The organism is Geodermatophilus saharensis, assembly GCF_900188205.1.
Classification (GTDB): domain Bacteria; phylum Actinomycetota; class Actinomycetes; order Mycobacteriales; family Geodermatophilaceae; genus Geodermatophilus; species Geodermatophilus saharensis.
In genome coordinates this window covers 322,160-348,931 of record NZ_FZOH01000004.1, presented here as the reverse complement: position 1 = coordinate 348,931, position 26,772 = coordinate 322,160, and the positions used below count along the sequence as shown (strand labels likewise).

General features: G+C 76.4%; 25 protein-coding genes. 13 read left to right on the top strand and 12 right to left on the bottom strand.

The annotated features are described in order from the left end of the window. Positions 1–10: 10 nt before the first annotated feature. Genes CHC04_RS12960 through CHC04_RS12940 form a run of 5 tightly spaced genes read right to left on the bottom strand, consistent with a single transcriptional unit; the run spans position 11 to position 4,867 of the window. Positions 11–760, bottom strand: coding sequence for an SDR family NAD(P)-dependent oxidoreductase (locus CHC04_RS12960; RefSeq protein WP_089404333.1), 750 nt, complete (start codon positions 758–760; stop codon positions 11–13). Further along, positions 757–1,725, bottom strand: coding sequence for a fumarylacetoacetate hydrolase family protein (locus tag CHC04_RS12955; protein WP_089404332.1), 969 nt, complete (start codon positions 1,723–1,725; stop codon positions 757–759). The genes CHC04_RS12960 and CHC04_RS12955 overlap by 4 nt, the downstream gene beginning before the upstream one ends. After that, positions 1,725–2,663: a VOC family protein gene (locus CHC04_RS12950; protein ID WP_089404331.1), complete on the bottom strand. Its 939-nt coding sequence runs from the start codon at positions 2,661–2,663 to the stop codon at positions 1,725–1,727. The genes CHC04_RS12955 and CHC04_RS12950 overlap by 1 nt, the downstream gene beginning before the upstream one ends. A gap of 40 nt (positions 2,664–2,703) precedes the next feature. Beyond that, positions 2,704–3,834 carry an FAD-dependent oxidoreductase gene (locus CHC04_RS12945; RefSeq protein ID WP_089404330.1) on the bottom strand — a complete coding sequence of 377 codons (1,131 nt, stop codon included), beginning with the start codon at positions 3,832–3,834 and terminating at the stop codon, positions 2,704–2,706. Positions 3,835–3,844: 10 nt separating this feature from the next. Further along, positions 3,845–4,867 carry a cyclase family protein gene (locus CHC04_RS12940; RefSeq protein ID WP_245817164.1) on the bottom strand — a complete coding sequence of 341 codons (1,023 nt, stop codon included), beginning with the start codon at positions 4,865–4,867 and terminating at the stop codon, positions 3,845–3,847. Positions 4,868–4,972: 105 nt separating this feature from the next. Between CHC04_RS12940 and CHC04_RS12935 the strand changes: the two genes are divergently transcribed. Together CHC04_RS12935 and CHC04_RS12930 are read left to right on the top strand one after the other, a co-directional pair. Then, entirely contained in the window at positions 4,973–5,935 is a 963-nt protein-coding gene (locus tag CHC04_RS12935; protein WP_089404328.1) for a LysR family transcriptional regulator, read from the top strand. 40 nt (positions 5,936–5,975) lie between these two features. Further along, entirely contained in the window at positions 5,976–6,497 is a 522-nt protein-coding gene (locus CHC04_RS12930; protein WP_245817163.1) for an MFS transporter, read from the top strand. A 51-nt stretch (positions 6,498–6,548) separates the two neighbouring features. Here the strand turns inward: CHC04_RS12930 and CHC04_RS24180 are convergent, their stop codons facing one another. Together CHC04_RS24180 and CHC04_RS12925 are read right to left on the bottom strand one after the other, a co-directional pair. After that, positions 6,549–6,704 carry a hypothetical protein gene (locus CHC04_RS24180; protein WP_176449958.1) on the bottom strand — a complete coding sequence of 52 codons (156 nt, stop codon included), beginning with the start codon at positions 6,702–6,704 and terminating at the stop codon, positions 6,549–6,551. Positions 6,705–6,798: 94 nt separating this feature from the next. Then, positions 6,799–7,242: an arsenate reductase/protein-tyrosine-phosphatase family protein gene (locus CHC04_RS12925; RefSeq protein ID WP_245817162.1), complete on the bottom strand. Its 444-nt coding sequence runs from the start codon at positions 7,240–7,242 to the stop codon at positions 6,799–6,801. 185 nt (positions 7,243–7,427) lie between these two features. Between CHC04_RS12925 and CHC04_RS23580 the strand changes: the two genes are divergently transcribed. Beyond that, on the top strand, positions 7,428–8,408 hold the full coding sequence (locus tag CHC04_RS23580; protein ID WP_141233794.1) for a hypothetical protein: 981 nt from the start codon (positions 7,428–7,430) through the stop codon (positions 8,406–8,408). Here CHC04_RS23580 and CHC04_RS12915 read toward each other — a convergent pair. After that, entirely contained in the window at positions 8,405–8,932 is a 528-nt protein-coding gene (locus CHC04_RS12915; protein WP_245817161.1) for a DinB family protein, read from the bottom strand. The genes CHC04_RS23580 and CHC04_RS12915 overlap by 4 nt on opposite strands. 93 nt (positions 8,933–9,025) lie before the next feature. Here CHC04_RS12915 and CHC04_RS12910 point away from each other — a divergent pair, with 93 nt between their 5' ends. Then, the gene (locus CHC04_RS12910) at positions 9,026–9,991 is read left to right on the top strand and encodes a helix-turn-helix transcriptional regulator (RefSeq protein ID WP_089404325.1); all 966 of its coding nucleotides are present in this window, start codon (positions 9,026–9,028) and stop codon (positions 9,989–9,991) included. 18 nt (positions 9,992–10,009) lie between these two features. Here the strand turns inward: CHC04_RS12910 and CHC04_RS24955 are convergent, their stop codons facing one another. Beyond that, positions 10,010–12,781 (bottom strand): serine/threonine-protein kinase, encoded by a 2,772-nt coding sequence (locus CHC04_RS24955; protein WP_281252235.1) that lies wholly within the window; start codon positions 12,779–12,781, stop codon positions 10,010–10,012. 185 nt (positions 12,782–12,966) lie between these two features. On the opposite strand from CHC04_RS24955, the gene CHC04_RS12895 reads away from it, so the two are divergent. Next, positions 12,967–13,773, top strand: a complete 807-nt coding sequence (locus CHC04_RS12895; RefSeq protein ID WP_089404432.1) for an SDR family oxidoreductase — start codon at positions 12,967–12,969, stop codon at positions 13,771–13,773. Positions 13,774–13,789: 16 nt separating this feature from the next. Here the strand turns inward: CHC04_RS12895 and CHC04_RS12890 are convergent, their stop codons facing one another. Both CHC04_RS12890 and CHC04_RS12885 read right to left on the bottom strand, forming a co-directional pair. Further along, positions 13,790–14,734, bottom strand: coding sequence for a GGDEF domain-containing protein (locus tag CHC04_RS12890; protein WP_141233793.1), 945 nt, complete (start codon positions 14,732–14,734; stop codon positions 13,790–13,792). A gap of 83 nt (positions 14,735–14,817) precedes the next feature. Beyond that, a complete protein-coding gene (locus CHC04_RS12885) occupies positions 14,818–15,759 on the bottom strand; it encodes a S1C family serine protease (protein ID WP_089404321.1) in 942 nt (313 codons plus the stop codon). Positions 15,760–16,005: 246 nt separating this feature from the next. Between CHC04_RS12885 and CHC04_RS12880 the strand changes: the two genes are divergently transcribed. The 3 genes from CHC04_RS12880 to CHC04_RS12870 are packed head-to-tail and all read left to right on the top strand — an operon-like array spanning position 16,006 to position 19,111. Beyond that, positions 16,006–17,142 (top strand): carboxylate-amine ligase, encoded by a 1,137-nt coding sequence (locus tag CHC04_RS12880; RefSeq protein WP_176449987.1) that lies wholly within the window; start codon positions 16,006–16,008, stop codon positions 17,140–17,142. After that, the gene (locus CHC04_RS12875) at positions 17,142–18,434 is read left to right on the top strand and encodes an erythromycin esterase family protein (protein WP_089404319.1); all 1,293 of its coding nucleotides are present in this window, start codon (positions 17,142–17,144) and stop codon (positions 18,432–18,434) included. Before CHC04_RS12880 ends, CHC04_RS12875 begins: the two co-directional genes overlap by 1 nt. Continuing rightward, complete coding sequence (locus tag CHC04_RS12870) at positions 18,434–19,111, top strand: alpha/beta hydrolase (RefSeq protein ID WP_089404431.1); 678 nt, start codon at positions 18,434–18,436, stop codon at positions 19,109–19,111. Before CHC04_RS12875 ends, CHC04_RS12870 begins: the two co-directional genes overlap by 1 nt. A gap of 73 nt (positions 19,112–19,184) precedes the next feature. On the opposite strand, the gene CHC04_RS12865 is transcribed toward CHC04_RS12870, so the two are convergent. Further along, the gene (locus CHC04_RS12865; RefSeq protein WP_089404318.1) at positions 19,185–20,639 is read right to left on the bottom strand and encodes an NAD(P)/FAD-dependent oxidoreductase; all 1,455 of its coding nucleotides are present in this window, start codon (positions 20,637–20,639) and stop codon (positions 19,185–19,187) included. A 133-nt stretch (positions 20,640–20,772) separates the two neighbouring features. On the opposite strand from CHC04_RS12865, the gene CHC04_RS12860 reads away from it, so the two are divergent. From CHC04_RS12860 to CHC04_RS12840, 5 genes are all read left to right on the top strand, one after another. Next, positions 20,773–21,462, top strand: a complete 690-nt coding sequence (locus CHC04_RS12860; protein ID WP_176449986.1) for an alpha/beta fold hydrolase — start codon at positions 20,773–20,775, stop codon at positions 21,460–21,462. A 4-nt stretch (positions 21,463–21,466) separates the two neighbouring features. Then, complete coding sequence (locus CHC04_RS12855) at positions 21,467–22,633, top strand: ROK family protein (protein WP_089404316.1); 1,167 nt, start codon at positions 21,467–21,469, stop codon at positions 22,631–22,633. A gap of 162 nt (positions 22,634–22,795) precedes the next feature. Beyond that, the gene (locus CHC04_RS12850) at positions 22,796–24,364 is read left to right on the top strand and encodes a sugar ABC transporter ATP-binding protein (protein WP_245817160.1); all 1,569 of its coding nucleotides are present in this window, start codon (positions 22,796–22,798) and stop codon (positions 24,362–24,364) included. Continuing rightward, the gene (locus tag CHC04_RS12845) at positions 24,361–25,548 is read left to right on the top strand and encodes an ABC transporter permease (RefSeq protein WP_245817159.1); all 1,188 of its coding nucleotides are present in this window, start codon (positions 24,361–24,363) and stop codon (positions 25,546–25,548) included. The genes CHC04_RS12850 and CHC04_RS12845 overlap by 4 nt, the downstream gene beginning before the upstream one ends. A gap of 147 nt (positions 25,549–25,695) precedes the next feature. Next, the gene (locus CHC04_RS12840) at positions 25,696–26,751 is read left to right on the top strand and encodes a substrate-binding domain-containing protein (protein WP_089404315.1); all 1,056 of its coding nucleotides are present in this window, start codon (positions 25,696–25,698) and stop codon (positions 26,749–26,751) included. The last annotated feature ends 21 nt before the right edge of the window (positions 26,752–26,772 follow it).

Here is a 26,772-nt window from a genome sequence, read left to right as displayed (position 1 = left end):
GGAGTTCCTCTCAGGCAGTGCGGACGGCGTCGCTGATGGACTTCACGCCGCCGTGGGCGGTCATCCCGCCGTCGACGGGGATCTCGGCGCCGGTGATGAACGAGGCGCCGTCGCCGAGGAGGAAGGCGACCAGGGGCGCGACCTCGTCGACGGTGCCGGTGCGGCCGAGGGGGGTCTCGGCGACGTTGGCGGCGCGGAACGCCGGTGCGGCCGAGGCGGTCATCGGCGTCTCGACGTAGCCGGGGTGGATCGTGTTGACGCGGATGCCGCGCGGGCCGAGCTCCAGGCAGGCGGCCTTGGCCAGCCCGCGCAGCGCCCACTTCGACGCCGTGTAGGCCACCGGGAAGTGCCCGGTCAGGGCGGCCACCGAGCCGACGACCACGACCGACCCGCCGTCGGTCATCAGCGGGGTGAGCGCCTGGATGCCGAGCAGGGTGCCGGTCACGTTGACCTCGGTGACCCGGGCGAGGTCGGCGGGGTCGAGGTCGGCCAGCCGTGCCCGCCAGGTGATCCCGGCGTTGGCCACCAGCCCGTGCACCCGGCCGTGCTCGCGCGCCAGGTCCTCGGCGAGTGCGGCCCAGCCGGCGGCGTCGGTGACGTCGAGCCGCCGGTAGCCGGCGCCGCCGAGGTCCTCGGCGGGGTGCTCCAGCACGTCGGTGGCGACGACGACGGCGCCCTGTGCGGCCAGCAACCGGGCCTCCGCGGCGCCCTGGCCCTGGGCCGCGCCGGTGACCACGACGACCGCTCCCGCGAGGCTCACGTCGGGCGCGTGCGGGTGCGCGGGCGCGGCCGGGCGGCGCGCACCGGCGGCAGGTCGACGCCGGCGACGACGCGGTTGCGGACGGTGCCGATGCCCTCGACGGTCATCTCCACGACGTCGCCCGGCTGCAGCGGAGGCGGGGCCGCCTCGCCGCGGCGGCCCCACAGCTCGGCCAGGCAGCCGCCGTTGCCGCAGGTGCCCGAACCGAGCACGTCGCCGGCGCGGACCTGCGTGCCGCGGGAGGCGTAGCTGATGAGCTCCTCGAACGGCCAGCCCATGTTGGACAGCAGGTCCTGGCCGACCTCGGTGCCGTTGACGCTCACCCGCATGTCCAGGGCCAGGAAGCCCTCGTCGTCGCGGTGGGGCTCGAGCTCGTCGGCGGTGACCAGCCACGGCCCGAGCGTGGTGGCAGAGTCCTTGCCCTTGGCCGGGCCGAGGTTGACCCGCATCTCGCGGGCCTGCAGGTCGCGGGCGGACCAGTCGTTGAGGACCGTGTACCCGAACACGTGCTCGCGCGCCTGCTCGGGGGTGAGCGAGGCGCCGTCGCGACCGACCACGACGGCGACCTCGAGCTCGAAGTCGAACCGCTGCGAGCCCGGGGGCACCGCGACGTCGTCGTGCGCGCCGACGAGCGCATAGGGGTTGGTGAAGTAGAACGTCGGCGCCTGGTACCACTCGGCGACCACGCCGGCGACCCCGTCGATGGCCTTGCGGACGCCCTCGACGTGCTCCTCGAAGGCGACGAAGTCGCGCACCGTGGGGGCCTCGAGCGGCGGCAGCAGCCGGACGGCGTCCAGCGGCACGGCCGGCCCCCGCAGCGCCTCCTCGCCGGCCGCGAGCGCCGCCGGCAGCCCGGCCCGGACCAGGTCGAGGACCGTCGTCCCCTCCGGCAGGGGGTGCAGGCCGGCGTCGCTCACGACGCCGGCGGAGACGGCCCCGCCGGCCTCCCAGGTGGCGAACCGCATCAGACCGGAGGAGCGACGAACAGACCCTTGTCGGGGTCGTTGAACGACTTCTTGGCGACGAACTCGTTCATGGCGTTCGCCGTGCCCCACTGGTCGGACACCTCCGGGTTGGAGAAGTCGTAGACGTGCGGGTGCCAGGTGTCCTCGTCGATCGTCTCGAGCTCGGTCGTGTACTCGACGGTGTTGCCGTGCGGGTCGAGGAAGTAGCTGAAGGTGTTGTTGCCGGCCAGGTGGCGGCCGGGGCCCCAGATCTTCTCGACGCCCTGGCGCAGCAGCCGGCCGGTGCCGCGCATGTACTCGTCGATGCCGCGCAGCTCGAAGGAGGCGTGGTGCAGGGCGGCGTGCGGGCCCCGGGCGATGGCCATCGAGTGGTGCCACTCGTTGGTCCGCAGGAACCACATCATGTTCCCCATCCGGGGGTGCATGAGCGTGTCCGACAGCGAGAACGCCAGGTACCGCTCGTAGAAGGCCAGCGTGCCCTCGGGGTCGGCGGAGTTGATCACCACGTGGGACAGCCGCACGGGGATCGACTCGCCCTCCTCGACCCGGCGGTGCTGCCGCACGGCGACGTCGGAGCTGATCTCGATGGTGCGGCCCTCGTTGTCGAAGAACCGGAAGCCGTAGCCGCCGCCGGGGGTCTGCAGGTCGCGCGGCTCGTGCACCAGCTGCACGCCGTCCCGGGCCAGGGTGCCGGCGAGGGTGTCGACGTCGGCCCGGTCCTTCGCGCCGAAGCTGATGAGGTCGATGCGCTTGTCTGCGGACTCCCGGAGCCGGACGACGTACTGCTCCGGGCTGCCCTCGGCGGCGAGGAAGGTCAGGCCCGAGTCGGTGTGCTCGGCGGTGAGGCCCCAGGTGTGGGTGAAGAAGTCCTGCTGGGTGCGCAGGTCGGGCACGGCGAGGTCGACGTGCCGCAGGTGGGTGATCAGGCGCTGGGTCATGAGGTGCTCCAGGAGGTGCCTTTATCGCGACAAAGGCTGTTCAGGCGGGCTGGGAGACGAGCTGGGCGATCGAGCGCATGAGGCCCGGGATGTCGCCCTGCACGTGGTCGAGCTGCCACCGGGCGAGCTGGTTGGACGCGTCGACGACGGTCCTGGCCCGGTCGAAGCGGCGGGCGGTGAAGGCGTCCCACAGGTCCTGGTCGAGCGCGGACCGGGTGAGCAGCAGGTCGGTGAGCGCGTAGGCGTCCTCGAGTGCCTGCGCGCCGCCCTGGGCGATGGTGGGCGGGCAGGTGTGCGCCGCGTCGCCGACGAGCACCACGCGGCCGCGGTTCCACGGGGCGGGCAGCACGTGGGTCTCGAACCAGGTGTAGTTCACCCGGGACGGGTCGGTGAGCGTCTCGCGGACGTCGTCCCAGGGACCGTGGTAGGCCGCGGCGAGCTCGCGCATGGTGGCCAGCTGCTCCTCGGGCGTGAGCGTGGAGCGGTCCTGCGCCGGCTCGACGACGTAGGCGTAGAGCGAGTCCTCGCCGGTGGGGCAGTAGCCGGCGATGAACGACGGGCCGCCGTAGTAGAGGTCGGTGCGGGTCACGCTCGCCGGCCGCGGGCCGAACGCGCGCCAGATGCCCATGCCGACCGGCGTCGTCTCCAGCTCGATGCCCAGTGCCCGGCGGGTCCAGGAGCGCAGCCCGTCCGCGCCGACGACGAGGTCGTAGCGGCCGGCCGAGCCGTCGGCGAAGGTGACGTCGACGCCGGTCGCGTCCTGCCGCAGGTCGGTGTGCGTCGTCCCGAACCGGACCTTGACGCCGACCTCGGCGGCGCGGTCGGTGAGGATGCGCGCCAGCTCCGGGCGGGACATCCCCATCACGGCGGGCAGGTCCGGGCCGCCCGTCTTCGCGTCGGGGATCTCCGCGATCACGGTGCCGGCGGGGTCGGGCGCCCGGATGCCGGTGACGTCGAAGGCGTACCCGGCCGCCGACACCCGCTCCCACACGCCGAGGGTGCGCAGCTCGCGCAGGGCGTTGCCCTGCAGCGTGATGCCGGAGCCGAGGGCGCCGACCTCGGGCTTGATCTCGACGAGGTCGACGGCGACGCCGGCCTCGGCCAGCCGGATGGCGGTGGCGGCGCCGGCGAGGCCGGCACCGACGACCAGGACGTTGCTGACGGCGGGCATCTCTCGGCTCCTACTTGACGGCGAGCGGGTTGACCGGGGCGCCGACGGCGCCGGTCACGGGCAGGGGTGCGGCGGTGAGGAAGAACTCCCACACGCCGTCGGCGGCGCAGTCGGCCGCCAGCGCGTCGAGGTCCCACAGCTCGCCGAGGAACAGGCCGATGTGCGGGATGGCGACCTGGTGCAGCGGCTGGAAGGCGACGTCGAACTCGTTGGGCCGCACCTCGAAGCCCCAGGTGTCGGTGGCGACGCCGGCGATCTCGGTGGCGTGCAGCCAGTCGGCGGCGGTGAAGCTCAGGCCCGGCGCGGGGCCTCCGGCGTAGTCGCCCCAGCCGGTGCCGGCGGCGACCGAGCGGCGGGCGCGGGTGAGCTGCCCGGTGCGCACGAGCAGCAGGTCGCCGCGGCCGACCCGGGCGCCGGCGCCCTGGGCGGCGATGGTCGCCTCCAGGTGCGCGGGGGTGATGGCGAACCCGTCGGGGAGCTCGCCGGGCGTGCCGAACTGCTCGCCGACCGCGCGGCCGACGTCGAGGAGCACGCCGCGGCCGGCGATGCGGTCGGCGACGGTCTCGATGCCGGTGACGGCGTCGCCGAGGCTGGTGACGACGTCGCCGGCGCGGCGGCCGTTCCAGGCGTCGCCGTGGTCGAAGATGTGCCCGAGGCCGTCCCACTGGGTGCTCGCCTGCAGCGGCATGGCGATCACGTCGTCGGCGCCGCCGATGCCGTGCGGGAAGCCCTGCACGCCGCGCTCGGCGTCGGTGCCGGTGTCGAGCATCGTGTGCACCGGGTTGGTCCGGCGCCGCCAGCCCTTCTGCGGGCCGTCGGCGTCGAACCGCTGCGACAGCGAGAAGGCCGCGCCCCGGCGCACCAGCCGCGCACCCTCGGCGCGCTTGGCGTCGTCGAGGAAGTTCAGCGTGCCGAGCACGTCGTCGGCGCCCCAGCGGCCCCAGTTGGAGCACCGCTTCGCCGCCGCGGCGATCGCGCTCTCGGGGTCGGCGCGGTCGAGGTCGGCGGGGTCCAGGTACGGGCGGTCGGGCACTCGGGTCCTCCTCGTGGGAACGCCCACCACGGTCGGGGAGGCGGGGCCGCCCGGGAAGACGAGATGTCTGATGGGGGTCATAGACGGCGCCGATACCGTCGGCTGGTGAACCTCGCGAGTCTGGACCTCAACCTGCTCGTGTCCCTCGACGCGCTGCTGACCCAGCGCAGCGTCACCCGCGCCGCCGCGCAGATGGGGCTGTCGCAGCCGGCGCTGTCGGCGTCGCTGGCCCGGCTGCGCCGCCACTTCGGCGACGAGCTGCTCACCCGCGTGGGCAACGACTACCGGCTCACACCGCTGGCCGTGCAGCTGCGCGAGCTGGTGCGGGTGGCGCTGGCCGGCGTCGAGCGGGTGTTCACCGCCCAGCCGGGCTTCGACCCGGCGTCGTCGTCGCGCGAGTTCTCCGTGCTGGTCAGCGACTACGTGGTCGTCGTCCTCGGCGACACCCTCGCCGCCCTGCTCGCCGAGGAGGCGCCGCGCACCCGGCTGCGGCTGACCCCGCACTCCCCGGCGGTCGTCGACAGCGCCCACCAGGTGCTGCTGACCACCGACCTGCTGCTGCTGCCGCACGGGTTCGTCTCCGACCTGTCCCACCGCGACCTCTACCGCGACGAGTGGGTCTGCGTGGTGGCCACCGACAACCCCGTCGCCGAGCGCGGGCTGACCGTCGAGGACCTCGAGACGCTGCCGTGGGTGGCCACCTACCACGGGCAGACGGCGTCCACCCCGGCCGCGCGGCAGATGCGCCAGCTCGGCATCGAGCCGCGCGTGCAGGTGGTCAACGAGGACTTCCTCACCGTGCCCGCGCTGGTCGCCGGCAGCGACCGCATCGCGCTGCTGCAGCGCCGGCTGGTCGACCTGCTGCCGCTGGGGTCGGGCGTCCGCGCGCTGCCACCGCCGTTCGAGGCCGGCCCGCTGGTGGAGGCCATGTGGTGGCACCCGGTCTACGACGACGACCCCGAGCACCGCTACCTGCGCGACGTCGTCTCACGGGCCGCCGAGCTCGCCGTCTCGGCCCGCGCGCGGGAGGGCATCGACCTGACTGATACCGCACCTCCGGGGAAGTGATCTCCGCTCCGGGGCCGGCGTCCTGACACTTCCCGGCCTGGTGTTCTACGTCCTCGTCGTCGAGCTGTCGTTCACGCTGGACGCGATCGGCGTGGAGTCCACCGGCGCCATCGGGGCGATCAGCGCCATCGGCTCGCTGGGCACCGCCGTCGGGGCGTTCTCCTTCGGCCGGCTGGCGCGGCTCGGCCCGGCGGTGACCGTGCCTGCCGCCTTCGCCCTCTCCGGCGCCGGCCTGCTCGGCCTCGGGTTCGCCGACGCCGTCCCCGCCGTCGTCGTCGCCGCGGTGGTGACCGGCCTGGGCAACGGCCTGCTGCTGCCCTCGATGCTCTCCTGGGCGCTGGGCTCGCTGACCTTCGAGCAGCGCGGCCGGGCCACCGGGGTGTGGACCTCGGCGCTGTTCGTCGGCCAGTTCGTCTGCCCGCTGGCCGTCCTCGCGGTCAGCGGCGCCCTCGGCGGCCCCGGCGCCGCGCTGGCCCTGCTGGGTGCGGTCAGCGTCGTCGCCGCCGTCGGCGTCCGGCTCGGCCGGCCGGCACCCATGACCGCGGTGGCCGCGGCGGCCTGACCCCGCGTCCGACTGCCCCGGCCCGTCGCCACGGGCCGGGGCACCGGCTGCTCAGCGACGCAGGCGCTCCCGCACCCCGAGCGCCGCGGTGATCGCGACCGCGAGCAGGCCGACGACGGCCAGCCAGAACAGCCCCTCCACCACCCAGCCGACCACGGTCACGACGAGCCAGACCACCACGAGCAGTCCGAGCAGGCGCAGCAGCACGGGGACCTCCGGACGCCGACGGGGCAGGGGAGACCAAGACTAGGCAGGAGGACCCCCGTGGACGACCGCCCCGTCCCTGCGGCGGTGACCGCGCTCAGCCGGTGAGCTCGGCGAGCAGCCCGCGCACCCGGCGGTCGAGGTCGTCGCGCACCGGCCGGACCCCGGCGACGTCGCTGCCCGCGCGGTCGGCCACCGGCCAGTCGAGGTAGCGGGTGCGGGGCAGGAGCGGGCAGCGCCGCGCCCCGCCCAGGCTGACGACGACGTCGGAGACGTGCACCGCGTCGGCCGTCAGCGGCTTGGGGAACCGCGCCGAGAGGTCGACCCCGACCTCGGCCATCGCGGCCACGACGGCCGGGTCGACCCGTGCGGCCGGGGCCGACCCTGCCGACAGGGCGCGGACCCGGCCCTGCGCGCGGCGGGTGAGCAGGGCGGCGGCCATCTGCGAGGTCGCCGCGTCGGAGGCGCAGACGAACAGGACGGTCGGGGGACCGACGGGGTGCGGAGCCGCGCTGGGCTGGGCGGCGGGGCAGGGGACCACGGGGACTCCGGGGATCGGGCGCCGGCCGTGGGGTGCCGGCGTGTCGGGGCGTCCGGGCGGGGGACGGCGCCGTCCTCCGGCGCACACCGTGCCAGGGACGCCGCGCGGGCGCACCCCTCCCGCTCGCGGCGGCTCCGCCGGTCGTGGCAGGGTCGCGCCGTCGTCCGCCGGGTGCGAGGAGGGGCGTGGACCTCGACGGGGTCGCCGACGAGCTCTACGGGCTGCTCCCCGGCGACTTCGTGGCCGCCCGCACCGAGGCCGCCCGCCGCGCCCGCGCCGCCGGCGACCGGGGGCTCGCGCGGGCGATCGCGGTGCTCGGCCGGCCCTCGACGGCGGCCTGGGCGTGCAACGCGCTGGTCCGGGAGGAACCCGACGAGATCGCCGGGCTGGTCGAGCTCGGGGACCTGCTGCGCGAGGCGCAGGTGAGCCTGGCCGGTGACCAGCTGCGCGCCCTGGGTGCGCAGCGCTCGCGGCTGCTCACCGCGCTCACCCGCCAGGCGCGCGTGCTGGCCGCCCGCCTCGGCCACCCGCTCAGCGAAGCCGTCGCGGGCCAGGTCGAGCAGACGCTGCGCGCGGCGCTCGCCGACCCCGACGCGGGGGAGGCGCTGCTCGCCGGGCGGCTCACCGGCACGCTGTCGGCCCAGGGCACCGGCCTGGGCGACCGCCCCGACCTGCGCGTCGTGCCGCCGCCGCGTCCCCGGCGACCGGCCGCGGCGCACCCCGCCGAGCCCGCCGCGGGAGCCGGGGGCCGCCACGAGCAGGACGCGGCCGCGGAGCGGCGCCGGGCGGAGGAGCGGCGGCGGGCGGAGCAGCGTCGGGCGGCCGAGGAGCGCCGACGGCAGGAGGTCGCCGCCGCCCGCGAGGACGCCGAGGCCGCGGCGGACCTCGCCGGGCAGGCCGAGCGCGCCGCCCGCGCGGCGCGGGACCGGGCCGCGCGGGCGGCGCGCCGGGCCGCCGAGCTGACCGCCCGGGCCGAGGAGCTGGCCGCCGAGCTGGCGCGGGCGCGCGAGGAGGCGGCGGCGGCCGGCGACGAGGCGGCGACGGCGCAGCGCCGGGCGGGTGCGGCCGACCGGGCGGCGGAGCGGGCGGCCGCCGAGCGCGACCGCACCGTCACCCGGGTCGCCGAGCTGGAGGCGGCGTCGCTCGACGACGCCCCGCCCGGCTAACCCATCGTCTTCTGGCCGTCCAGGGACTCCCGCAGGATGTCGGCGTGCCCGGCGTGCTGGGCGGTCTCGGCCACCACGTGCAGGAACACCCGCCGCGCGGAGCGGACGGCGCCCGGTGTGAACCACGGCGCCTCCGGCAGGGGGTGGGCGGCGTCGAGGTCGACGGTGCGGACCAGCTCGTCGGTGCGGGCGGCGACGTCGTCGTAGAGGGCGAGCACCGACGCCAGCGTCTCGCCCGGTGCCAGCACCCACTCCTGCGCCCAGTCCTCCGGCGACTGCTCCATGGCGGCGGTGCCGTGGACGACGAAGTCCGCCCACGACCGCTCGGTGGAGGCGACGTGCTTGACGATGCCGGCCAGCGTCAGCTCGCTGGCGGTGGTGCGCCGGGTGGCCTGCTCGTCGGTCAGCCCCCGGACGGTGTGGCGCAGGAAGTGCCGGTGGGTGGCCAGCGTCTCGAGCAGGTCGGCGCGCTCGCCGGTCAGCGTGGGGATCGAAGCGGTCACGGTGGGGGTCGAAGCGGTCACGGTGGTCCTCCGGGGTCTCGTTCGTGCTGGTGAGGACCATGCTCGCGGTGATTGCGGTCAGATCCTGACCGCTGTGTCGGAGAGGATGGAGGCATGAGCGACCCCGCGGTGCGCAGCCTCCGGCTGCTGTCCCTGCTGCAGGCGCGCCGCCACTGGTCCGGCGCCGACCTGGCCGACCGGCTGGGCGTCTCCGTCCGCACGCTGCGCCGCGACGTCGAGCGGCTGCGGGAGCTCGGCTACCCGGTCGACGCATCCCGGGGTGTCGACGGCGGGTACGCGCTGGCTCCCGGTGCCGCGCTGCCGCCGCTCGTGCTCGACGACGACGAGGCCGTCGCCCTCGCCGTCGGGCTGCAGGCGGCCGCGGCGGGCCCGGTCGCGGGCATGGCCGAGACGTCGGTGCGGGTGCTGGCCAAGCTGGTGCAGGTCATGCCCCGCCGGCTGCGCTCGCGCGTCGAGGCGCTGCGCGCGGTGACGGTGCCGGCCGGCGCGCCCCCGTCGTCGGGCGCCGACGCCGTCGACCCCGCCGTCCTCACCACCGTCGCCCTCGCCTGCCGCGACACCGAGCGGATCGCCTTCGGCTACACCGCGCCGGACCGGGAGCGCGCGGACCGGACCGTCGAGCCGCACCGCCTCGTGGCGCTGGGCCGCCGCTGGTACCTCGTCGGCTACGACCTCGACCGCGGCGACTGGCGGGTGTTCCGGATCGACCGGCTGCACGCCCCGCGCGGCACGGGCGCGGTGTTCGGGCCGCGCCGCTTCCCTGCCGAGGACGCCGCGGCCTACGTGCGCGAGCGGATCGGCAGCGCGTGGACCCGGTACGTCGTCGAGGCGCGGGTGGCCGCCGGCGGGGACCACGTGCGCCGGCGGATCGGCCGCTGGGCCACCGTCACCGACGACGGCCCCGACGGCTGCCGGGTGCACATCGAGGGCGACGACCTCGACTGGGCGGTGGCCGCGCTGGGCCTGACCGGCGCCCCGTTCACCGTGCTGTCCCCGCCGCCGGAGCTCACCGCCCGGCTGCGCGTGGTCGCCGACCGCTACGCCGCCGCGGCCGGCTGAGCACCCCGCGCGCGACGGTCAGGAGCCGCCCGGGTCCGGAGCCGGCGCCTCCTCGGCAGGCGGGTCCTCCACGGGCGGCTCGGCGGCGGGTGGCTCGACCGTGGCCTCCTCCCGGGCCGGCGGTGGCGCGGCGGGTGGCTCCGGAGCCGGCGCCCGGGCGGGCGGCTCGTCGGCCGGCGGCGCTGCCGGGGCCGGCGCCTCCTCGGCCGGTGGCGCCTCGTCGGCCGGCGGCACTGCCGGGACCGGCGCCTCCTCGGCAGCGGGGTCGTCAGCCGGGGGCTCCTCGGCCGGGGGTCCGTCCGCCGGGGGCTGCTCGGCCGGCGGCTCCCCGGCGGGCGGCGCCTCCTCGACCGGGTCCTCCCCGGCCGGCGCCTCCGGTGGTGCGGGGTTCCCCGGGCGCGGTGCGTCCCCGCCGGGAGGGGCACCGGACCCGGGGGCCGGCGCGGGTGTGACCGTGCCGCCGGACGGACCGGCAGGGCCGTCACCGCCGGACGACGACGCCGACGACCCGGCCGACGACCCGGCCGACGACCCGGCCGACGACCCGGCCGACGACCCGGCCGACGACCCGGCCGACGACCCGGGCGACGAGCCGGCCGACGAGGTCCCGCTGCCCGGAGGGGACGGCGTGGTGTCGCCGCCGAAGCGGAGGGCCTGCTCGGCCAGGCCGGCGTCGACCTGCCGGTCCCCGCCGCCGGCGGTACCCACGGGCCGGGCCACCACGGTGCCGGTCGTGTCGTCGACGAGGACCAGCGCGGGCAGCGGCGCGGGGCTGCGCTGCACGACGACCACCGTGTCGGGGGCACGACCCGGCCAGGGCTCGCCGTCGTGGTCCTGGTAGTCGGGGGAGGGGCGGGCGGCGGGCGGCTCCAGCGGGTTGCCGCACAGGCACCGGACCTGCGGGACCCCCGAGTCGTCGACCAGCACCGCCGTGCCGGCCCGCAGGACCGACTGGAACGGCACGGCACGCCCGTCGGCGAAGCCGTGGTTGGTGACGGCGGTGTCGAAGCGCAGCACCACCGGGGTCAGCGTCGCGAGGTGCTCGTCGATCCCGTCGGCCGGGATGCCCTCGACCTCGGCGAAGGCGGCGGCGCGGTCGGGGTGGGCCGCGAGGAACGCCGCCATCCCCTCGGCGTCGCAGACCTCGGCGCCGGGACCGCCGTAGAGGCCCGGCCGGTCACCGGCGACCGGGCTGCCCGCGGCCGCGCCCCCGGCTCCCGCGCCGTCGGGGTCCGCGCCGTCGGGGTCCGCGCCGTCGGAGTCCGCGCCGTCGGGGTCCGCGCCGTCCGGTGCGGAGCCGTCCGGCGCCTGGCTGCCGGCCGCCTCGGCCGGCGTGTCGGCGCCCGCCCCGGCGCCACCGGTCCCCGACGGGGGCTCGAGGGTCGTCCCCGCGGACCCGCCGTCCTGCGGGGAGCCCTCGGTGCCCGCGGAACCGTCGGCTCCGTCCGGGGAGCCGGCGCTGCCCGGCGCCGCGTCCCCGGTGTCCGGCGGTGGATCGGCGGCGTCCGCGGGCGGCCCGCCGTCCTGACCGGCGTCCGCGGGTGCCGGGTCGCCGGACCGCTGCGCCGGGTCGGCCGTCCCCGGCGGCGCGGGGACGAAGGGGTCCTCGCCCGGGTCGTCGGCCGGCTCGACCACCACCGGGGTCGACGCCGTCGCGTCGGAGCCGTCGGAGGCCAGCCGGACCGCCGCCACCCCGCCGGCGGCGGTCAGCGCGACCGCCCCGGCGACGAGCGCCGCGGCCAGGCCCCGGCGGCGGGGTGGCCGCGGCGGCGGTTCGGCGGCACGGTGCCGGGCGCGGTGTGCGCCCGCCACGTCGGCCGAGGGGCCGCGCACGGCCGCCGCGGTCCCGCCCGCCGGAGCACCGCCCGCTGGAGCACCGCCTGCCGGAGCACCGCCTGCCGGAGCACCGCCTGCCGGAGCACCGCCCGCGGTCCCGCCGGTGGCGGCCGGCGGGGGGACGGCCCGCACCGGCACGGTGTCGGGGGCGGGCACGAGCGCCGCGCGGGCGGCGCGCGCCAGCTCACCGGCGCTCACGTACCGCTGGTCGGGGTCCTTGGCCATGCCGCGGGCCACGACGGCGTCGAGCCCCGGCGGGAGGGAGCCGACCACGTCGGTGGGCCGCGGCGGCTCCCGGTGGAGGTGCGCCTCGCACAGCTCCTGCGCGTCGGCGGCGGTGAAGGGCGGCCTGCCGGTCAGCACCTCGTACAGGAGGCAGGCCAGCGCGTAGACGTCGACCCGGTGGTCGGCGAGCCGGTCGGTCAGGCGCTCGGGGGGCACGTACCGCGGCATCGCCACCGCGTCCGCGCCGGTGGGGGCCCCGGCGACACCGAACCCGTCGAGGTGGCAGTCCGGGTGGGCGGTCCGCCCCGACAGCAGGACCTCGGCGGGCCCGACGTCGCGGTGCACCAGACCGCGGGCGTGCGCGGCGTCCAGCGCGGCCGCGAGCTGCCCGACGACGTCGACGGCGAGGTGTGCCGGCAGCGGACCTCCGGCGGCGAGCACCGCGGCCAGCGTCCGGCCGTCGACCAGCTGCGTGTCCACGTAGAGCCGGCCGTCGATCTCGCCGAACTCGTGGACCGCGACGACGTGCGGCTCGTCCAGCTGCGCGGCGCGCTCGCAGTCGCGGAGGAAGCGCGCGCGGAACCGCTCGTCCCGGGTGAGCTCCGGCAGCAGGATCCGGAGCGCGACGGTGCGGTGCCGGCGGGTGTCCCAGGCGCGGTGGACCTCACCCGAACGGCCGTGACCCAGCAGCTCGTCGAGCTCGTAGGGGCCGAAGGTCTGGGGCGGCAGGAGCGTCTCCCGGTGCAGCGGGGGCTGACGGGTGCTGCGTCAGTTCCCCGAGTGTCGGCCGCGATCCGGCGGCCCGCCACGACCCTCGCGGACGTCCGGGCGTGGACGCCGGACCGTCAGCGCGGGACTGCGCAGCGTCACCGGTCGGTCGGCGGGGACCGGCGCCGGCCCCCAGCATGGGGGGCATGACGGAGTCAGCGGGCCGCGTCGCGGTCGTCACGGGGTCGGAGTCGGGCATCGGGAAGGCGGTGGCCGTCGCCCTCGCCGAGCAGGGCTGCGACGTGGGGATCACCTGGTACCGCGACGAGGCCGACGCGCAGGCCACCGCCGGGGAGGTGCGCTCGCGCGGCCGGCGCGCGGAGGTCCGCCACGTCGACCTCACGCAGCTGCCGCGGGCCGCCGACGTCGTCGACGAGCTCGCCGACGCGCTCGGCGGCATCGACGTCCTCGTCAACGACGCCGGCACCGGCCACTCGACCCTGCTCCTCGACACCGACTACGAGACCTGGCGCGAGGTGCTGGCCACCGACCTCGACGCGGCGTTCCTGTGCCTGCAGCGGGCCGCCCGGCGGATGGTCGCGGCCGGGCGGGGCGGGCGGATCGTCAACGTCACCAGCGTCCACGAGCACCAGCCGCGGGTGGGCGCGGCGGCCTACTGCGCGGCCAAGGGCGGCCTGGGGCTGCTCACGCGGGTCGCCGCGATCGAGCTCGCCGAGCACGGGATCACCGTGAACGCCGTCGCCCCGGGGGAGATAGCCACCCCGATGACCGGCCAGGAGGACGAGGACCCCACCGCGCCCGGGCACGAGCGGCCCGGCGTCCCGGTCGGCCGCCCGGGCGACGCCCACGAGGTCGCCGCCGTCGTCGCGTTCCTCGCCTCCCCGCAGGCGTCCTACGTGACCGGGGCGTCCTACGCCGTCGACGGCGGCATGCTGCAGATGGGGCCGATGGCCGGCTCCCACCTGACCTCCGACGACTGGCGCCGCCCGTGAGCGCCTCGCCGGGCGGTCAGTCGACCGTCGTCCGGCGGGCGGAGCGGACGGCCTTCTGCCGGTAGAGCGCGGCGTCCGCGCGGGCGAGCACCTCGTCGAGGTCCTCCCCGGGGCGGGCGGTCGCCGTCCCGGCCGACCACGGCCCGGCCGACACCGCGCGCAGCCGCTGCAGCAGGTCGGCGGTGGCCGCGGTGTCGCTGCCGGGCAGGCACAGGGCGAACTCGTCCCCACCGACCCGGCCCAGCAGGTCCGACCGGCGCAGCTCCGAGCGCCACGAGGAGGCCAGCGAACGCAGCAGCGCGTCCCCGGCGGCGTGTCCGCCGGTGTCGTTGACCGCCTTGAACCCGTCGAGGTCCAGGACCGCGACGGTGACCGGCTCACCGGCCCGCCCGGCAGCGGCCAGCAGCCGGGCGGCGCCGTCCTCCCACGCCCGGCGGTTGACCAGCCCGGTCAGCGGGTCGGTGCAGGCGGCCCGGCGCAGGGCGCGCGTCTGGCGGATCTGCGCCTCGGTGAGCACGACCGCCGTGACGACCGCGGCGCTCCACGGGGACAGGAAGCCCTCCGGTGCCGCGGCGAAGGCCCCCGCGCTCACGACGACGACCCCGGCGGCGGCGTGCGCCCGGGCCGGTCCCGGCGGCAGCACGTGCCCGGCGAGCATCCCCAGGGCCACCAGCGCGGGGCCGAGGCCGACGATCCCCACGGCGGTGGCCGACCGCCAGGCCACCAGGGCGGTGAGCAGCGACAGCAGCATCAGCGCCGCGTGGACGGCGGCCATCGGCAGCCGGTCGCGGCCCGTCCACATCACCGCGGCGAGCGCCCCGCCGCACCCGGCCAGCGCGGCCAGCAGCCCCACCGGCGTGCGCGCGCTCATCGGCCACAGCGCACCCGCCGCGCACAGCACGGCACCACAGCCGTACAGCAGCGCGAGCAGGCCCAGCCCACTCCTGCGGTCCCCGTACACGCGGCCCCCTCCGTCGCGAAGGGGATCGTTCCCCATCCGGGCGCTCCTGAGCAGGGGGAGGAGCGCGTCACCCGGAGGAGTGGTCAGCCGGTGAGCTCGGTGGGGACGGCGATGACGTCGACCATGGCCCCGCGCCGGTAGACCGTGACCGGCAGCGGCTGCCCCACCGCCTCGGCGAACAGCAGCCGCTGCAGGCTCTGCGCCTCGGCCACCGGTGCCCGCCCCGCCTCCAGGACGAGGTCACCGGGCCGCAGCCCCGCCCGGTCGGCCGGCGACCCCGCGACGACGTCGACCACCCGCAGCCCGCGCCGGCGGCCGGTGCGCTCGGCGAGCGGGGCCGGCAGCGGCGCCGGGCTGCTGACCAGCCCGAGGTAGGCCCGGCGCACCCGTCCGTCGCGCACCAGCGTCGTCATGATCCGTCGGGTGGTGTCGTTGACCGGCACGGCCAGCCCCAGGCCCCACCCCGCGACGGCGGTGTTGATGCCCACCACCCGGCTGGCGGAGTCGGCCAGCGCGCCGCCGGAGTTGCCGGGGTTGAGCGCGGCGTCGGTCTGGATGACGTCCTCGACCACCCGCGCGGTGCGCCCGTCGCGGGTGGGCAGCGAGCGCCCCAGCCCGCTGACCACGCCGGCGGTGACCGACCCGGCCAGGCCGAGGGGGTTGCCGACGGCGACCACGAGCTGCCCGACCCGCAGCTGCGCGGCGTCGCCGAGGACGGCCGGCTCCGGGGCGCCGGCGGTGGCCCGGACGACGGCGAGATCGGAGAGCGGGTCGGTGCCGACGACGTCCACCGCCGTCTCGCTGCCGTCGCTGAACACGGCCCGCCCGGCGCGGGCACGGCCGACGACGTGCGCGTTGGTCAGCAGCAGGCCGTCGCCGGGGACCACGACCGCCGACCCGGCGCCCGACCGCCCGTCGGGCCCGGTGACCTGCAGCGCGGCGACGTGCGGGGTGAGGTCCGCGGCCACCGCGGTGACCACCCGCGAGTAGGCGTCCAGCGCGGCGTCGGTGTCCGGTCGGGTCACGGCGCACCTCCTGGGTCGTGATTACACCGTTGCACCGTCCAGTGGACGCCTGCGGGGCCTGCAACGGCCACCCCCGCCGCTACGCCCAGAGCGATCAGGTGTCCCGGCGCACGCTCGTGCTCTGCCCCGCATGCGGGGCAGAGCACGAGCGTGCAGGTCACCGGGTGCGACCCGGCGGCGCCGGCCGTAGCGTCGGCCTGCCCGGCAGCACACCCGACAGCCCCACCGACGGCACCCAGGAGCGGCGTGCACCCCGACGGCCAGCAGTCCGACACCGGCGCCGTCGGGCGCACCCTCGGTGTCGAGGAGGAGTTCCACCTCGTCGCGCCCGACACCTACGAGCTGACCCCGGGCCCGCAGGCGGCGGCCGCCGCCCTCGCCGGCGAGGCCGGCCCGCTGGTGCTGCCCGAGATCGCCACCACCCAGCTCGAGACCGCCAGCGGGATCTGCACCTCCCTCGCCGAGGTGCGCGCCGACCTCGCCGCCGGCCGCGCCCAGGCGGCCGCCGCCGCGGCGCGCGACGGCCTGCTGCTGCTGCCCGCGTCCACCCACCCGTGGAACTCCTGGCACACCATGCCGGTCACGCCGGGGGAGCGGTACGAGGCGATGGTCGAGCGCTGGGCGGGGCTGGCCCGGCAGCAGGACATCTGCGGCTGCCACGTGCACGTCGGCGTCCCCGACCTCGACACCGCCGTCGCCGTCCTCGACCGCGCCCGGCCCTACGTCCCGGTGCTGCTGGCCATGACCGGCAGCTCGCCGTTCCACGACGGCGTCGACACCGGCTACGAGTCGTGGCGGACGCTGTGGTGGACCCGCTTCCCGCACGCCGGCGCCCCCGAGCCCCTGGGCGACGCCGAGGGCTACCGGCGCGTGCTCGCCGGCCTGGTCGCCTCCGGCGTGGTGGCCGACGGCTCGCACCTGTACTGGGACGTGCGCCCCTCGGCCCGGCTGCCGACGATCGAGTTCCGGCTGGCCGACGTCTGCACCGCCCTCGACGACGCCGTCCTGCACGCGGCGCTGGTCCGCTCGCTGGTGCGGGTGCTCGCCGGCCGCGCCGCCCGCGGCGAGCCGGTGCCCGAGGTGCGCCCCGAGCACCTGCGGGCGGCCCGGTGGCGGGCGGCGCGGGAGGGCGTCGGCGGCCGGCTGTTCGACCCGCTGCGCCTGGAGCTGGTCGACGCCCGCGACGCGGTCTCCGGGCTGCTCGCCGAGCTCGAGGAGGACCTCACCGTCGCCGGCGAGTGGGACGAGGTGTGCGCGCTGGTGCAGGACCTCCTCGGCCGGGGTACGTCCGCGGCGCGGCAGCGGAGCACCTGGCTGCGCACGGGCGACCGCCGGGCGGTCGCCGAGTGGATCGTCCGCGAGGGGGCGGCCGGGAGGACCTGATGGACGCCGACGACGTCCGGGAGCTCGCCCTCCCGCTGCGCGACGCCGCCGATCTCGACCCGCTGCTCGCGCGGGTCGGGGACGCGCGGGTGGTGGCGATCGGCGAGGCCAGCCACGGCACGCACGAGTACTACGCCTGGCGCGCGGCGCTGACCCGCCGCCTGGTCGAGGAGCACGGCTTCGGCCTGGTCGCCGTCGAGGGCGACTGGCCCGACTGCTCCCGGGTCGACCGGAGCGTGCGGCTGCGCCCCGGTGGCGAGGACGACCCGCGCACCGCACTGGACGCGATCTCCCGCTGGCCGACGTGGATGTGGGCCAACGACGACGTCGTCGACTTCTGCCGCTGGCTGCGCGACGTCAACGCCACCCGGCCCGCGGCCGACCGCGTCGGTTTCCACGGCCTGGACGTCTACAGCCTGTGGGACTCGATGCAGGAGCTGGTGTCCTGGCTGCGGGAGAACGAGCCCGGCCACGCCGAGGCCGCCGTGCAGGCGCTGCGCTGCTTCGAGCCCTACGGCGAGGACGGCGCCGAGTACGCCTTCGCCACCCGCCTGGCGCCGGCCGGCTGCGAGCAGACCGTCGTGGACCTGCTGCGGCGGCTGTGCGAGGAGCGCGGTGCCACCACCGACCAGGGCGACCCCGATCCCGACGCACGGTTCGCCGCCGAGCAGAACGCCGCCGTCGTCGCCGGGGCCGAGCGCTACTACCGGTCGATGCTCGCGGGGTCGGCGGAGTCGTGGAACGTCCGCGACGTGCACATGGCCGACACCCTCGACCGGCTGCTGGCACACACCGGCCGGCGGGCGGTCGTCTGGGAGCACAACACCCACGTCGGGGACGCCCGCGCCACCGACATGGCCGACGCCGGGATGACCACCGTCGGCCAGCTGCTCCGGGAGCGGCACGGGACCGACGACGTCGTGCTGGTCGGGTTCGGCGGGCACCGCGGCGGGGTGGTCGCCGGGCGCGAGTGGGGTGCGCAGATCGAGCGCATGGTCGTGCCACCGGCCCGGGAGGGCAGCCTGGAGCACCTGCTGCACGAGGCGCTCGGCCGCGACGCGCTGGTCGTCGTCCCGCGCGGGGAGCGCCCCGGCTGGCTGGACCGCCGGCTCGGGCACCGGGCGATCGGCGTGGTGTACCGGCCCGAGCGGGAGCGCTGGGGCAACTACGTGCCCACCGTGCTCGGGCAGCGCTACGACGCCTTCCTGTACCTCGAGGAGACGACGCCGCTGCAGCCGCTGCACCTCGAGCGGCCCGACGAGCACGTGCCGCCCGCGGCGCACGCGGTGTGATGGCCGCCGCGCCGCGCCCGGCCGCCGAGGGGCGGCTCGAGGCCCGGCCCGGTCCCTCGCCGGCCGGGCCGCCGCTGCCGCCGGGCACCACGGTGCTCGACCTGGACGGCCGGGTGCAGGCGCTGGTCGCGGTCCCCCTCGGGGACCGCGGGCCGCGGCCGCTGCTGGTGTTCTGCCACGGCGCCGGCGGCGACGCCGGGCAGTCGCTGGCCGCCGTGGGGGAGGTCGCGACCGCCCGCGGGGTCGCCGTGCTCGCCACGTCGTCGGTGGCGAGCACCTGGGACCTGATCACCGGCGGGCTGGGCCGCGACGTCGCCGTCCTCGACGCCGCGCTGCAGCAGGTGGCCGCGGGCCTGGCGGTGTCGCGGGTGGCGCTCGGCGGCTTCTCCGACGGCGCCTCGTACGCGCTGTCGCTGGGCCTGGCCAACGGCGACCTGTTCGAGGCGCTGCTGGCCTTCTCGCCCGGCTTCGCGGCACCGCCCGGGCGGGCGGGCCGGCCGCGGGTGTGGATCGCCCACGGCACGCACGACCGGGTGCTGCCGGTCGACCGCTGCGGCCGGCGCGTGTCGCGGCAGCTCGCCGCGGCCGGCTACGACGTCGTCTACGACGAGTTCGACGGCGGCCACGTGGTGACCCCCGCCCTGGTCACCACCGCCCTCGCCACGTGGCTCGCGTGAGGTGCTGGAACGGCCCCGCTGCAGGGTCCCGCGCCGAGCGGAGCGAGGCGTGGGGGGCAGCGGGGCCCTTCGTCTACGCGGTGCGGCGGGCGACGAGGTCCTGCTGCTGGTCGGGGTTGACCTCGTCGGGGTTCTCGCCGTGGTCCTTCGGGCCGCCGGTCTTCGACGCGGAGAACCCGGCGCCGAGCTTCTCCAGCGCCAGCCGGCCGTAGACCTGCTGCTGGGTGGCCACCCGCTGCGAGCGGCCGCGGCCGAGGAAGCTGACCATCCAGTGCAGCACCGTGGTGACCCGGCTCTTGAAGCCGATGATGTAGAAGAGGTGCACCACCAGCCAGAGCACCCAGGCGATGAAGCCCTCGAACTTCAGCTTCTTGATGTCGGCCACCGCGGAGAACCGCGAGATGGTCGCCATGTTCCCCTTGTCGCGGTACCGGAACGGGCCGCGCGGCGCCTTGCCGGCCAGCTTCCGCTTGATCTGGTCGGCCGCGTAGCGCCCGCCCTGGATGGCCACCTGGGCCACGCCCGGCAGCTTGTCGGGGTGGTTGGCCATGTCGCCGACGACGTGGATCTCCGGGTGACCGGGCAGGGTCAGGTCCGCCTGCACCGAGATCCGGCCGGGGCGGTCGACCTCGGCCCCGGTCTTCTCGCCGAGCAGCCGGCCCAGCGGGGAGGCCTGCACGCCGGCCGCCCACACCTTGGTGGCGGCGGAGATGCGGCGGACCTGCCCGTCGGAGTCCTTGACGGTGAGGCCGTCGGCGTCCAGGTCGGTCACCAGCGCGCCGAGCTGCACCTCGATGCCCATCCGGTTGAGGTGCCGGCGGGCCTTCTCGCCCAGTTTCGGGCCGAACGGCGGCAGCACCTGCGGCGCGCCGTCGATCAGGATGATGCGCGCCTTCTCGGGGTCGATGTTGCGGAAGTCGCGGCGCAGCGTGCGGTGGGCGAGCTCGGCGATCTGGCCGGCCATCTCCACACCGGTCGGGCCGGCACCGACGACGACGAAGGTCATCAGCCGCTCGACCTCGGCGGGGTCGGTGGCGATCTCGGCCAGCTCGAAGGCGCCGAAGATCCGGCCGCGCAGCTCGAGGGCGTCGTCGATGCTCTTCATGCCGGGGGCGAACTCGGCGAACTGGTCGTTGCCGAAGTAGGACTGCCCCGCGCCGGCGGCCACGATGAGCTCGTCGTAGGGGTGCACCGTCGTGCGGCCGAGGACAGTCGAGGTCACCGTGCGCGCGTCGACGTCGATGTCGACGACCTCGCCCAGGATGACCCGGGCGTTCTTCTGGTGGCGCAGCACCTCGCGGGTGGCCGGTGCGATCTCGCCCTCGGACAGGATGCCGGTGGCCACCTGGTAGAGCAGCGGCTGGAACAGGTGGTGGCCGGTCTTGGCGATCACCGTGACGTCGACGTCGGCGTTGCGCAGGGCCTTCGCGGCGAACAGCCCCCCGAAGCCGGAGCCGACGATCACCACCTGCGGGCGGCCGGTCCGCGTGCCGTCGGCGGCGTCGTGCGCAGGTGATGTCGTCGTCATGATGACTGATCCTCTCCCGTCAGGGACTCCGCTGTCCTGCGGCGGGCCGGCCGGGGAGGTGATCCCGGCCACCCGCCCGTGGCTCTGGTCTGCGTGCTCGCGGTGTCCGCGTCCACCCGGTACAACCGGGCCGGTGCCCGTCCTCATCCCCCGGCTGGTGGTCGTCCCCGGCCTGGGGCTGGACGGGCGGTCGTGGTCACGGCTGCGCCGACGGGTACCCGCCGACGTCGTGCTCCTACCCGGGATGGGCCGGTCTGCACCTGTTCCCCCGCTCGACGACCTGGCCGCCGCCCTGCGCGCCGCGCTCGGCGCCGGTCCGGTGGTCCTCGCCGGGCACAGCCAGGGCTGCCAGGTGGTCGCCGCGGCGGCCGGCGACCCCCGCGTGGCCGGCGTCGTCCTGCTCGGCCCGACCACTGACCCGCGGCTGCGCAGCCCGGCCCGGCTGGCCCGGTGGTGGCTGCGGACGGCGCTGCGCGAGCCCTGGTGGCAGCTGCCGCTGGTGCTGGCCCAGTGGCTGGGCACCGGCCCCCGCGCGATGCGGGCCCTGTGGCGGGTGGCCGCCCCGGACCGGATCGAGGACCGGCTGGCCGCCGTCGGCGTGCCGGTGACCGTCGTCCGCGGCACCCGGGACCGGCTCTGCCGTGCCGACTGGGCTCGGCAGGTGGCCGCGGCGGCACCCCGCGGCCGGGTGGTCGAGGTGCCCGGCGCGGCGCACATGACGGTGCAGACCCACCCGGGCGAGGTGGCCGCCGTGCTGCGGGCGGCGCTGGCGGAGTCGGCCGGGCGGAGCGGCCGGGACCGGGCCCGCGGCGTGTCACCATGACGGCATGGGCTCCTCCTCCGCCTCGGCCGGCGCGCTGCTGCACCACGTGCGCACCGGCCGCGCCCGGAGCCGGGCCGAGCTCGTCGCGCTGACCGGGGCCGCGCGCAACACCGTCAGCGCGCGCGTCGACCAGCTCATCGCCGCCGGCCTGCTCGAGGAGGGCGGCCGCGGCTGGAGCACCGGCGGCCGCCCGCCCACGCTGCTGCGGTTCAACAGCGCCGCCGGGTGCGTGCTCGCCGTCGACCTCGGCGTCACCAGCGTCGACGTCGCCGTCACCGACCTGTCCGCGCAGATCCTCGCCACCGCCGGGCACCCCATCGACATCGCCGAGGGCCCCCGCCCGGTGCTCGCCGAGGTCGACCGGCTGGCGCAGCAGGTGCTCGCCGAGGCCGGGCTGACACCGGCCGACGTGTGCGCCGTCGGCGTCGGCGTCCCCGGTCCGGTCGAGTTCTCGACCGGGCGGCCCTCGCACCCGCCGATCATGCCCGGCTGGCACGACTTCCCCGTCCCGAGCGCCTTCGGCCGCTACGGCTGCCCGGTGTTCGTCGACAACGACGTGAACGTCATGGCGCTCGGCGAGATGGGTGTCGCGGGGTCGGTGCAGGACGTGCTGGTCGTCAAGGTCGGCACCGGCATCGGCTGCGGGATCATCGTCGACGGCGGGGTGTACCGGGGCGCGCAGGGCAGCGCCGGCGACATCGGGCACATCCACGTCCCCTCGGCCGACGGCCGGGAGGTCGTCTGCCGCTGCGGCCAGACCAACTGCCTGGAGGCGATCGCCGGCGGCGGTGCGCTGCTGCGCGACGCCCGGGCCGCCGGGCTGCCGGTCACCACCACCCGCGACGTCGTCGAGCGGGCGGCCCAGGGCGACGGCGTGGCCCTGGAGCTGGTCCGGCACGCCGGCCGCACGATCGGCACCGTGCTGGCCGCGCTAGTCAACTTCTTCAACCCGCACCGGATCGTCATGACCGGTGGTGTCGCCCAGGCCGGCGTCCCGCTGCTGGCCGGCATCCGCGAGGCGGTGTACGGCCGGGCGATGCCGCTGGCCGCGCGGGCCCTGGAGATCACCGTCAGCGAGGCGCCGGACCTCTCCGGCCGGATCGGTGCCGCCCTCATGGCCATCGAGGGCCACCTCGACGAGGACTCCGTCCACCAGGCGCTCGCCCGCTGACGCAGGTGCCTCCCACCCGGGGAGGCCTCCCTCGACAACCCGGCGCTCGGGTCGCGATCCGGTAACCGAGCCCGGCCGGGGTCTTGACCTCTTGTGTGCCACCTCATACGTTCTCCGCTCAACGGACTAATGGTCAACGCTGAGCAGAAGTCGGGTGGTGCCGTGGACGTCGGGCGGGAGTCGCTGGTGCGCGAGGCGCCGCTGCTGGAGATGCACGGCATCGTCAAGACCTTCCCCGGTGTCCGCGCGCTCGGCGGTGTCGACCTCGACGTCCGCGCGGGGGAGGTGCACTGCCTCCTCGGCCAGAACGGCGCCGGCAAGTCGACGCTGATCAAGGTCCTCGCCGGCGCGCACCAGCCCGACGAGGGCGTGATCTTCTGGCGCGGCGAGCAGGTCCGGCTGTCGACGCCGCAGGCCGCGCTGGGCCTGGGCATCGCGACGATCTACCAGGAGCTCGACCTCGTCGCCGGGCTCACCGTCGCCGACAACGTCTTCCTCGGCCGGGAGCAGGCCCAGCTGGGCTTCGTGCGGCCGCGCGAGCTCAACCGGCGGGCGGGGGAGCTGCTCACCCGGCTCGGCCACCCCGAGATCCGCCCCGGTGCCGAGGTCGGGTCGCTGCCCGCGGCCTCCCAGCAGATGGTGAGCATCGCGCGGGCGCTGTCCCAGGACGCCCGGCTGATCATCATGGACGAGCCCTCCGCCGTCCTCGACAACGAGGAGGTCGAGCGGCTGTTCACGGTCATCCGTGACCTCACCGCGCACGACGTCGCCGTCGTCTACATCTCCCACCGGCTCGAGGAGATCCGCGAGATCGGCGACCGCATCACCGTCCTCAAGGACGGCCGCACCGTCGCCACCGGGCTGCCGGCCCGCGAGACGCCGACCCGCGAGGTCATCACGCTGATGACCGGCCGGGACATCGAGTACGTCTTCCCCGAGCGCCACCACCGGCCCCCGGCCACCGCCGAGCCGGTGCTCGAGGTCGACGACCTCGGCCTGCGCGGCGCGTTCTCCGACGTCTCCTTCACCGTGCGACCGGGCGAGATCGTGGGGCTGGCCGGGCTGGTCGGCTCGGGCCGCTCGGAGATCCTCGAGACCGTCTACGGCGCCCGGCGCGCGACCAGCGGCACGGTGCGCGTGGGCGGCCGCCGGCTGCGGCCCGGCGACGTCGGCGTCGCGGTGGCCGCCGGCGTCGGTCTGGCACCCGAGGAGCGCAAGAGCCAGGCGCTGCTGCTCGGCGAGTCGGTGGCCCGCAACATCTCCATCTCGAGCCTGACGCGCTTCGCCCGCGGCGGCTTCCTGTCCGGCGCCGCCGAGCGCGACGCCGCGCGCGAGCAGGTGAGCGCGCTGGAGGTCCGCCCGGCCGACGTCACCCGCGAGGTGCGCACGCTGTCCGGCGGCAACCAGCAGAAGGTCGTGCTGGCCCGCTGGCTGCTGCGCGAGTGCCGGGTGCTGCTGCTCGACGAGCCGACCCGCGGGGTCGACGTCGGTGCGCGGTCGGAGATCTACGCGCTCGTGCGCGACCTCGCCGACCGCGGGGTCGCGGTGGTCGTGGTCTCCAGCGAGATCCCGGAGGTGCTCGGTCTGGCCGACCGGGTCCTCGTCGTCGCGGAGGGCCGGGTGGTGGCCGAGGAGCCGGCCGCGGCCCTCGACGAGCACCGCGTGCTCGACCTGGTCATGGAGGGGACGTCGACGCACGGCGTCCCGGTGCACGAAGGGGACGTCGCGTGAGCGAGCAGGGCACGAGCGCGCAGGGCACGAGCCAGGGCAGCACGGTGCTGACCACGGGCACCGGCAAGGAGCAGGCCCGCGGGCACGCCGGCGGGTTCCTCGCCGGGCCGGTGGGCCGCAACCTGGGCCTGGTGCTGGCCCTGGTCATCCTCTGCGTCGTCGGGATCGCCACCGCGGGTGACCGCTTCGCCGACGTCGACAACGTCCTGACCATCCTGCGGCTGGCCTCGGTCATCGGCGTGGTCAGCGTCGGCATGACCTTCGTGATCATCGGCGGCGGCATCGACCTGTCGGTCGGCGCGCTGGTCGCGCTGGCGTCGGTGTGGGCCACCACGCTGGCCACCCAGCAGATGGCCGAGGACGTCCACTGGATCGTCATGGTGTTCACCGCGCTGGTGGTCGGCGGCGTGGCCGGGCTCGTGAACGGGGTGGTCATCGCCTACGGCCGGCTCGCGGCCTTCATCGCCACGCTGGCGATGCTCGCCGCCGCCCGCGGCCTGGCCGAGATCATCGCCAACCGGCGCACCCAGATCGTGCGCGACCGGGACTTCCTGTCCTTCTTCTCCGGCGACGTCCTCGGCGTCCCGACGCTGGTGATCATCTTCGCGCTGGTCGCCGTCGCCGGGTGGGTGCTGCTCAACCGGACGACCTTCGGCCGGCGCACCTTCGCCGTCGGCGGCAACGCCGAGGCCGCCCGGCTGGCCGGCATCCGGGTGCAGCGGCACACCGTGAAGCTCTACGTCCTCTCGGGCATCTGCTGCGGCATCGCGGCCGTGATGCTCATGGCGCGCACGACGACGGGCAGCTCGACCCACGGCACCCTCTACGAGCTCGACGCCATCGCCGCGGTGGTCATCGGCGGCACGCTGCTCATCGGCGGGCGCGGCACGATCGTGGGCACCGTGCTCGGCGTCCTGATCTTCACCACGCTGGGCAACGTCTTCACGCTCAACAACCTGTCGAGCTCGGCGCAGGCCGTGGCCCGCGGCGTGATCATCATCCTCGCGGTGCTGCTGCAGCAGCGCGTGGCCACCGGCGGCTTCTCGTTCCGCCGTCCCGGCTCCGGGAGCTCCTCGGGCGGGCCGGCCCTGCCCGGATCGCCCTCAGGTGCGGTCTCCGGCGGCACCACCGCCGCCGGCGGGCCCGGCGGCGCCCGGCCGGCCGCCACCGGCAAGACCCTCTGACGAAGGACCCCCTCGCCCCCACCGCTCGCAGGCTCGCGGCGGGGCCCTGTGAGGGGGGCCGTTCCAGCAGCACCACCCGCCGGACACCCGTCCGGCGGCGTCCCACCCGGCTCCCGGACAGGGAGGCGACACCCGAGGAGAGAGAGCATGTCTGCAACGAGGCAGCGTCCGTTCCGCCGTCTGCCGTACGCCACGGTCGCCCTGCTCAGCGCGGGCGTGCTCGTGGCCGGCTGCACCAGCAACACCCCCGAGGACTCCGGCAGCGCAGGCGGTGGCAACCAGGCCGCCAGCGACAACGACGAGGCCGGCAACACCGTCACCATCGGCTTCTCCGCCCCCGCGGCCGACCACGGGTGGATGGCCGGCATCACCGAGGCCGCCCGGGCCGAGGCGGAGAACTACGAGGACGTCGAGCTGGTGGTCGCGGAGGGCACCAACGACGTCAGCACCCAGATCAGCCAGGTGGAGACGTTCATCAACGACGGCGTCGACGCGATCGTGCTGCTGCCCTTCGACGGTGCCGCGATGACCCCGGTCGCGATCCAGGCGATGGAGGCCGGCATCCCGGTCATCAACGTCGACCGCGAGTTCGACAGCCCCTTCGCCGCGCGCACCACGATCCTCGGCGACAACTACGGCATGGGCGTCTCGGCCGGCACGTACATCTGCGAGCAGCTCGGCGACCAGCCCGACGCGGTCGTCGCCGAGATCGCCGGCATCGACTCGCTGCCCCTGACCCAGGACCGCAGCCAGGGCTTCGCCGACGCGCTGTCCGAGTGCGGCCTCGACGTCGACAACCGCGTCGCCGCCGACTTCACCGTCGAGGGCGGCGAGGAGGCGGCGTCGAACCTGCTCCAGGCCGCGCCGCAGATCGACGCCCTCTGGAACCACGACGACGACCAGGGCGTCGGCGTCCTGGCCGCCATCGAGAGCGCCGGCCGCGACGAGTTCATCATGGTCGGCGGCGCCGGCTCGGCGAACGCGATGCGGGCCATCCAGGAGGGGAACTCGGTGCTGCAGGCGACGGTCATCTACCCGCACACCCAGGCCGCCGACGGCATCCGGCTGGCCCGCCTGGTCGCGCAGGACAAGGCGCTGTCGGACCTGACCGAGGTCGAGGTCCCGCGCCAGATCGTGCTCAACGCGCCGGTCGTCACCACCGACAACGTCGACCAGTACATCGACAACGCGTTCGAGTCCTGATCCACCCGGGCGGGGCCGCCG